Origin of the sequence: Streptomyces sp. NPDC058459 (genome assembly GCF_042721685.1) — a bacterium.
In the GTDB taxonomy this organism is placed as follows: domain Bacteria; phylum Actinomycetota; class Actinomycetes; order Streptomycetales; family Streptomycetaceae; genus Streptomyces.
Genome location: NZ_JBHXLV010000277.1, coordinates 1 through 7,062, shown reverse-complemented (window position 1 = coordinate 7,062; position 7,062 = coordinate 1). Strand labels below are relative to the sequence as shown.

The following is a 7,062-nucleotide window of genomic DNA, read 5'->3' as shown; positions in this document are numbered from 1 at the left end:
GGACGCACACCCATGACCCCACCCCGCAATGGCAGATCCCTGCGCCGGTCGCTGGCCGCGACCGTGTCCCTGGCGCTGGCCGCGGCCGGCACCGTCGTCGCCGTGGCACTCGCACCCGACGCCCTGGCGGCGGGAGTGCCCGCGCCTTCCCCGGTCGGCATCTCCGGCCGCGGCGCGACCGTCCCGTTCAAGGAGCAGGAGGCCGAGTACGCCGCCACCAACGGCACGCTCATCGGACCGGACCGCCTCTACGGCCACCTCCCCTCCGAGGCGTCCGGACGGCAGGCGGTGACACTGGACGCGGCGGGCGAGTACGTCGAGTTCACCCTGACCGCGCCCGCGAACGCTATGTCCTTCCGGTACTCGCTGCCGGACAACCCGGCCGGCACCGGCCGCGACGCGAGCCTCGACGTGAAGATCAACGGAACGCAGCTCAAGTCCGTCCCGGTGACCTCCAAGTACGGCTGGTACTACGGGGGTTATCCGTTCAACAACAACCCCGGCGACACCAACCCCCACCACTTCTACGACGAGACCCGCACCCTGCTCGGCTCGACCCTGCCGATCGGCACCAAGGTGCGCCTGCAGGTGTCGTCCACCAGCGCCTCACCGACGTTCACCATCGACCTCGCCGACTTCGAGCAGGTGGGCGCGCCCCTCGGCAAGCCGTCCGGCGCCCTGGACGTCGTGAGCGACTTCGGCGCCGACCCGACCGGCGCGGCCGACTCCACCGCCAAGATCCAGGCGGCGGTCGACGCGGGCAAGGAGCAGGGCAGGACCGTCTACATACCGCAGGGCACCTTCCAGGTGCGCGACCACATAGTCGTCGACCAGGTGACCCTGGCCGGCGCGGGCCCCTGGTACAGCGTCCTCACCGGCCGCGACCCGGTGAACCGGGCGAAGGCCGTGGGCGTGTACGGCAGGTACGCGAACCAGGGCGGCAGCAGGAACGTCACGCTCAAGGACTTCGCCATCCTCGGGGACATCCGCGAACGCGTCGACGACGACCAGGTCAACGCCATCGGCGGCGCGCTGTCCAACTCCACCGTCGACAACGTGTGGATGCAGCACACCAAGTGCGGGGCCTGGATGGACGGCCCGATGGACAACCTCACCATCAAGAACAGCCGCATCCTGGACCAGACCGCGGACGGCGTGAACTTCCACATGGGCGTCACCAACTCCACGGTCACCAACACCTTCGTCCGCGACACGGGTGACGACGGCCTCGCCATGTGGGCGGAAGCCGTTCCGAACGTCAAGAACAAGTTCACCTTCAACACGGTGATCCTGCCGATCCTCGCCAACAACATCGTCACCTACGGCGGCAAGGACATCACCATCTCCGACAACGTGATGGCGGACACCATCACCAACGGCGGTGGCCTGCACGTCGCCAACCGGTACCCCGGCGTCAACTCCGGCCAGGGCACAGCCGTCTCCGGCACCACCACAGCCGCCCGCAACACCCTGATCCGGGCCGGGAACAGCGACTACAACTGGCAGTTCGGCGTCGGCGCGGTCTGGTTCAGCGGCCTCAACGAAGCCCTGGACGCCACGGTCAACATCACCGACACCGAGATCCTCGACAGCTCCTACGCCGCCATCATGAACATCGAGGGCGCGACGAGGGGGCTGCACTTCGAGAACGTCCGGATCGACGGGGCCGGCACCTACGCCCTCCAGATCCAGTCGCCCGGCACGGCCTCGTTCACCAATGTCACGGCCACCCACCTGGGCCAGTCCAACCCCATCCACAACTGCGTGGGTCCGGGCTTCGTCATCACCCGGGGCACCGGCAACAGCGGCTGGTACGCGGACCCGCCGGCCTGCACCGGTACCTGGCCGGACCCGAAGTGGACCAACGGGGGAGTACCCGGCGGCGGTACCACACCGACCGACCCGCCCACCAATCCCCCGACGGACCCGCCGACCGACCCGACCGTTGACGTCGCCAGGAACCGCCCGGTCACCGAGACGAGCCACACCGACGTCTACCCCGCCACCAAGGCCGTCGACGGCGACGCCGACAGCTACTGGGAGAGCGCCAACAACGCCTTCCCGCAGTCCGTCACCGTCGACCTGGGCGCCGCGAAGGCGGTCAAGCGGGTCGTGCTCAAGCTGCCCCCGGCAGCGGCCTGGGCCACCCGCACCCAGATGCTGAGCGTCCTCGGCAGCACGGACAACTCCACGTTCAGCACGCTCAAGCCGTCGGCGGGATACACGTTCGACCCGTCGAGCGGCAACACCGCGACCATCACCCTGTCCGGCACTCCGACGCGCTACCTGCGCCTGACCGTCACCGCCAACACGGGCTGGCCGGCGGCACAGTTGTCCGCGCTGGAGGCGTACTTGGGCTGACACCCGCACTTCCTCCGCCGACTCCGGCGGCGCCCTGGTCATTGCCGGGGCGCCGCACGCGTCCCTGGGCCGCGCCGCTGAACGTGACGGGTGCCCGTCAAGTGTCGCATTTGCCTTGGAGCGCACTCCAGGGGCCATGATCTGAAGCGCGGGTCCACGACAGCCCGGGAACACGGGTTCCCCGGGGCGGGCCCCGTTCGTGGCCGCTCCGACGAATGCGAGTTCTCGACATGACCGGCAGGACTGTTCTGATCACCGGCACCTCCAGTGGTATCGGCCTGCGGACGGCTCTCGGGGCCGCACGCGCCGGCTGGCATGTGATCGCCACCATGCGGGACACCACCAAGGCCGGTGCCCTTGAGGACGCCGCCGCCGAGGCGGGGGTGACCGAGCGCGTCCAGGTGCGGAAGCTGGACGTCACGGAGCCCGCATCCGTGCGGGAATGCCTGGACGCGGTCGTGGCAGAGCACGGCGCACTCCACGCGCTGATCAACAACGCGGGCTCCGGGCACGTAGGTACGCTGGAGACGGACGGGGTGGAGGCAGTCCGCCGCGTCATGGAGGTCAACTTCTTCGGCGTCCTGAACACGACCTCCGCCGCCCTTCCGCACCTGCGCGCGAGCGGGGGACGGATTCTCACCGTCTCCAGCGTCGGAGGTGTGGTCGGCCAGCCCTTCAACGAGGCTTACTGCGCCGCCAAGTTCGCCGTCGAGGGCTACCTCGAGTCGCTCGCACCCGTCGCCGCCACCGTCGGGGTGAGCGTCACGCTCATCGAGCCCGGAGCGGTGGCCAGCGAATTCGTCGCCAACGTCGGCATCCCCGACGACCGCGCCGCCCTCGCGGAGCGGATGGGCCCCTACGCCCCCGCGCTGGACGCCTACCTGACGCGCACCGCCGGCGCGTTCGCCACCGCCCAGTCGGCGCAGGACGCCGCCGCGGTCGTGGTCGAGGCGCTCACCGCCGAACAGCCGGCGCTACGGGTGCAGACGTCCGACGGTGCCCGTGCCTTCGTCTCCTCGAAGCTCGCCGACCCGGACGGTTCGAGGGTCCTCGGCATGACCGGCACCTGGGTCGCCGGGTAGCGCGTGTCGGTGGTGTGCTGGAGGAGGCGCATGCCCTGCTGGAGGGGGAGCGTCAACGTCTGGAGAAGCGGTCCGGGACGCGGGCGTCCGCGGACATCGCTGCCGGAAGCCCGTCGCAGACGCTGCACGGAGTGAGGGATCTGGCGAGCGCGGTGGCGACGGCGCGGGAGCGCATCGCCCTGGCCGCCGGTTAATCCGTCCTCCGCCTCGACCACCGGGCGGAGCGCGCGCTCAGGCTGGCGCACATGTCACCGGTGGCCTTCCCGTCCGGTGCGGACCGTATGGCACGCCCGCTCGGCGAAGCCGTGGTGCGGGCACTGGAACTGGTCCGTGACCTCGGCTTCTTCGACGCGGAACTCGCCATCGCGATCGACGTCGCCCTCGCGGCGCCGCAGGCGACGTACCCGCCGGACGACTGGAACGCCTACACGCGCGAGCGGATGCGGCGAGCCCAGAATCCCTGACCGCCCGACCCCGTCAGCGCACCATCGGCGCATGCTCCCCCGCCGGCGCGGCCGTGAAGCGCGAGTGTTCCGTGAGCGCGCCGGACCGATCGACGACTGGTCCGTGTCACGACGGCTCCGTTCGGCGGCTCCGCGCCGCTGCTCCGTTCAGCGGTCCGGGTCAGGAGCGCCGCGTCCAGTCCTGGTCCAGGCGGTCGGCCAGGCCGGCGGCGGTGAAGGCGGCCGTCAGATCCTCGCGGCCCTCGGTGAAATGGGCCCAGCTGTCGTGGTGGGCGGGGACGACCCGGCGGGCGTCGAGAATCCGGGCGGCTTCGGCGGCCTGCGCACTGTCCAGGACCAGCACGTTGCCGTCGAACAGGGCGGGAAGCCGGGGTGCCCCGGCGAACAGGACGGCGGTGTCCACCGGGCCGAAGCGCTCGGCGATCTCCTCGACCGCGTCGAGGGAGGCGTTGTCTCCGCTGACGTAGACCGTGGGCAGTCCTTCTCCGGTCAGGACGAAGCCGACGACCTCGCCGGCGAAGGGCTCGACCTCCTCGCGCGGGCCGGGGCCATGGATGGCGGGAACACCGGTGACGGTGAGGGTCCCGCCGCCCGGACGATCCAGCTCGACCGCCTCCCAGCGGCCCAGCCCCTTGGCCTTCTCCCCGAGGCGCTCGCCGCCGCCCGGGGTGGTCAGGGTGAGGGGGACGTCGGCGAGCAGGGCGCGACCGGAGGTGTCGAGATTGTCGGGGTGCTCGTCGTGCGAGAGCAGGACCACGTCGACGGGGCCGAGGTCGGCGGGGGTGCCGGTCGAGGGCGCGGTCTTGGTCAGGACCGGGCGGCCGGGACTGTCGTAGTCGCCGGGGCCGTCGAACGTCGGGTCGGTCAGGAACCGCAGACCGCCGTACTCGAACAAGGTGGTCGGCCCGCCGAACGTGCGGACCGGGAACTGATCGGCGTTGAGCTGGGACATCACAGCTCCCCCTCTTCTCACGGTAAAAATCTGTGTTTGACGTGACACCAGACTAGGCGGGCATCATGGAAAAACGCAATCGCTACCATGAGACTCATGGAAGACACCCGGGCCACCGACACCGTGCGGACCGCCCTGCCCCCGGCTCCCGGTGCCGACCGGTACCGCTCCCTGAACTTCGCCGACACCGCCGCGACCCTGCCCGCCGGACAGAGCTACGACCTGCTCGCCACCCCTGGCTCGGCGATGTACTGGCTCGCCGCCCATGACCTGATCGCCCCGGACGTGCGGCTGTACGAGCTGTGCGCGCAGCGGACGCGCACGCTGCGCGGACACATACGGGCGCTGTTCGCCGCCCGCGTCGACGGCGCGGCCCCGCCCGAGGACTCCCTGCGCGCGATCAACGAGGCTCTCACGGCCGCACCCACCGCACCCCTGCTCGCCACCGACGGCGCCACAGGGCTGCGCCGCGTCCAGGCACACCCCACCGACCGCGCCGTCAACCACGCACTGGCGACCCTGGCCGCCGACACCGCCGACCTGCTCACCGGCCCCGACGCCGGCATCCTCGCCGCCTGCGGCTCCGCCCCCTGCGACCGGTTCCTCATGCTCACCCACGGCCGGCGTCACTGGTGCTCCACCCGCTGCGGCGACCGCGCCCGCGCCGCCCGCGCCTACGCCCGCCGCAGCCGAGCCACCGGCTGACGCACGGCCCAGGGGCCTCGATGCCCGGGACCGGGCTGACCCGGCCGAGCCGCTACGGGGCGACAACGAGCCCGCAACGGGCGGACGCCGACACCGCGGCCGGACGCCCGTCGCCCCTACCCTCCGAGGTGGGGGGTCAACATGTGGTCGATCATCTCGCGTCCGGCATGCCGGCGCTTCACCGGCGCCGCCGCATGTCGGACAACGGCCACGAATCCGCGATCACCGTTCCCACGGCGGAGTTCAAGGCCAGAGCCTGCGGGAGCATGTGACGCCACGGCAGCCGGCCGGGTGCTCAGGGGCGAGGGATCAGCGCCGCCGTGAACGCCGCCGCTCCCCACGCGCCACGTCGTCGCCGCCCCCGTACGGCGAGGCTGCCGGTGTGCGCGGCCGAAGTGCGGCTCCACGTCACCCTGATCAGCTGACGGGCCGCAGGACTGCCGACCGGACGGGTCGTCGCCCACGTCACCCGGATGGCAGTGCCTGCATGCAGAGGCGGAGGGGCTGCACCAGTCTGAAGCCCTCGGGCTGTCACGAGGCGGCCTGCCGTCGAAGGAGCGTCATGCGAACATCTGGCAAGTCACGGCGCCGTACCAAGGTGGTCCGCTGGGGTGCGGGCGCACTCGTCCTGTCGGGCACGGCCTCTGTCGTCGCGGCGATGGGGGCGTACGCGGGCGGACCGCCCAGCGGGCCCAGCGGGGAAAAGCCGACGATCGTGCTCGTGCACGGCGCTTTCGCCGACGCCTCCAGCTGGAACGGGGTGGTGGGCCCGCTCCAGAGGAACGGCTACAAGGTGATCGCCGCGGCCAACCCGCTACGCGGCATACCGCAGGACTCGACGTACATCGCAAGCCTCCTGAAGAGCATCAAGGGGCCCATCATCCTGGCCGGTCACTCCTACGGTGGCGAGGTCATCTCCCAGGCGGCAGCGGGGAACAGCAACGTCAAGGCACTGGTGTACATCAACGCGATCATGCCTGACGTCGGTGAGTCCTTCACCGGTCTCTCGGCGAAGTTCCCGCCTCCGCCACTCACGAAGGCCCTCAACCCGGTGCCCTTCCGCAACGGCGACGGAACCGGCGGCACGGACGTCTACGTCCGGACCGACAAACTCCGCCAGGTCTTCGCCCAGGATCTGCCCGTCGCGCAGACCGATCTGCTGGGTGCCACCCAACGGCCCCTGGCGCTCTCCGCCTTCGCGGACAAGCTCACGGCCGCCGCGTGGCACGACAAGCCCGTCTACGTGCTGGTGGGCAAGCAGGACAGGTCCATCGACCCCGGGCTGGAGCGGTACGAGGCGAAGCGCGCGAAGGCCCGCAAGACGGTCGAGATCGACTCCTCGCACGTCTCCCTGATCTCGCACCCGCAGGCGGTGAAGGATCTCATCGTCAACGCCGCCGAGGACTACGTGTGGAAGAGGTAGCCACGAGTCCTGCCTCGCCCTGGGCGACCCCGGCGCCGTGACGCGGCCAGGCCGCTCCAGCCGTCGGGGAGACTC

7 protein-coding genes are annotated in these 7,062 nt (G+C 70.9%); 6 read left to right on the top strand and 1 reads right to left on the bottom strand.

From position 1 onward, the window contains the following. Positions 1-12: 12 nt before the first annotated feature. The 4 genes from ACFWN1_RS30460 (at position 13) to ACFWN1_RS30445 (ending at position 3,907) form a co-directional block, all read left to right on the top strand. Positions 13-2,361, top strand: a complete 2,349-nt coding sequence (locus ACFWN1_RS30460) for a discoidin domain-containing protein (RefSeq protein ID WP_384369053.1) — start codon at positions 13-15, stop codon at positions 2,359-2,361. 230 nt (positions 2,362-2,591) lie between these two features. After that, entirely contained in the window at positions 2,592-3,443 is an 852-nt protein-coding gene (locus ACFWN1_RS30455; RefSeq protein WP_384369050.1) for an SDR family oxidoreductase, read from the top strand. A gap of 14 nt (positions 3,444-3,457) precedes the next feature. Continuing rightward, complete coding sequence (locus ACFWN1_RS30450) at positions 3,458-3,637, top strand: hypothetical protein (RefSeq protein ID WP_384369047.1); 180 nt, start codon at positions 3,458-3,460, stop codon at positions 3,635-3,637. A 51-nt stretch (positions 3,638-3,688) separates the two neighbouring features. Next, positions 3,689-3,907 (top strand): hypothetical protein, encoded by a 219-nt coding sequence (locus tag ACFWN1_RS30445; RefSeq protein WP_384369044.1) that lies wholly within the window; start codon positions 3,689-3,691, stop codon positions 3,905-3,907. A gap of 160 nt (positions 3,908-4,067) precedes the next feature. On the opposite strand, the gene ACFWN1_RS30440 is transcribed toward ACFWN1_RS30445, so the two are convergent. Then, entirely contained in the window at positions 4,068-4,859 is a 792-nt protein-coding gene (locus ACFWN1_RS30440; protein ID WP_384369041.1) for an MBL fold metallo-hydrolase, read from the bottom strand. A 96-nt stretch (positions 4,860-4,955) separates the two neighbouring features. On the opposite strand from ACFWN1_RS30440, the gene ACFWN1_RS30435 reads away from it, so the two are divergent. Both ACFWN1_RS30435 and ACFWN1_RS30430 read left to right on the top strand, forming a co-directional pair. Then, entirely contained in the window at positions 4,956-5,564 is a 609-nt protein-coding gene (locus ACFWN1_RS30435; protein ID WP_384369038.1) for an ABATE domain-containing protein, read from the top strand. 562 nt (positions 5,565-6,126) lie between these two features. Beyond that, positions 6,127-6,987 (top strand): alpha/beta hydrolase, encoded by an 861-nt coding sequence (locus tag ACFWN1_RS30430; protein ID WP_384369035.1) that lies wholly within the window; start codon positions 6,127-6,129, stop codon positions 6,985-6,987. Positions 6,988-7,062: the final 75 nt, after the last annotated feature.